Source organism: Streptomyces sp. NPDC096193 (genome assembly GCF_040302905.1).
Taxonomy (GTDB): domain Bacteria; phylum Actinomycetota; class Actinomycetes; order Streptomycetales; family Streptomycetaceae; genus Streptomyces.
Map to the genome: position 1 here is coordinate 1 of NZ_JBEOSJ010000070.1, position 1,129 is coordinate 1,129.

A 1,129-nucleotide genomic window follows, 5' to 3' on the forward strand; every position below is an offset into this window, starting at 1 on the left:
GTGATCCGACCTTCGCCGAGCTGATCACTCGGGTGCGGGAGAGGAGTCTGGCTGCTTACGCGCATCAGGACGTCCCCTTCGAGTACCTGGTCGAGCTGATCAATCCGACCCGTACCCTGTCGCACCACCCGCTCTTCCAGGTCATGCTCGCGCTCCAGAACGCCCCTGAGACCGAGCTCGACCTTCCGGGGCTGCGAGCCAGGGTCGAGTTGGGAAGGACGGGTACGGCGAAGTTCGACCTGTTCTTCAGCCTTGCGGAGCGGCGCGGGGAGCGGGGCGAGCCGCAGGGCATCAGCGGGGCCGTCGAGTACTCCAGCGACATCTACGACGCGCCCACCGTGCAGGCCCTGTTCGAGCGTTGGCTGCACTTCCTCGACATCGCCACCACCCACCCCGACCAGCCCCTCAACCACATCGACATCCTCACCCCCGACGAACACCGGCGTGCCGTGGTCGACTTCAACGACACGGTGCATGCCGTGCCGGATGCCTCTCTGGGTGAGCTGTTCACACGGCAGGTGGCTGAGACGCCCGATGCTCCGGCGGTCATCGACGGCGCTGCCACGCTTACGTACGCGCAGCTCGACGCGTGTGCCAACCATCTCGCGCACGAGGTGATCGGCAGGGGAGTGCGGCCCGGTGACGCGGTCGGTGTGCTTCTGGAGCGTTCGATCGAGACGGTCACCACGGTCCTCGGCCTGATGAAAGCCGGCGCGGTCTACGTGCCCCTCGACGCCCGCTATCCGGCCGACCGCATCCGCCATGTGCTGAATGACACCGGTGCCACGATGGTGGTGACGGACGACGCGTCTCAGCCGCAACTCCCGGCGGATGCGGCAGACGCATTCGTCATCGAGTCCACACCTGGGGGAGAGGAGCAGCGTGAAGCGCCTGGGGTGGGTGTGTGGTCGGGTGATGCGGCGTATGTGATGTACACCTCGGGTTCGACGGGTGCGCCCAAGGGGATCGTGGTGACGCATCGCAATGTCGCCGCTCTGGCTCTGGACCCGCGTTTTGACCGCTCGGCGCATGAGCGGGTGTTGCTGCACTCGCCGGCCGCGTTCGACGCCTCCACCTATGAGCTGTGGGTGCCGCTGCTGAGCGGCGGGACCGTCGTCGTGGCACCGGC

At 67.1% G+C, this 1,129-nt stretch carries 1 protein-coding gene; it reads left to right on the forward strand.

What is annotated here, in order from left to right:
• A partial coding sequence (locus ABTX78_RS36080; RefSeq protein ID WP_352210979.1) for an AMP-binding protein occupies positions 1-1,129 on the forward strand: 1,129 nt, incomplete at both ends.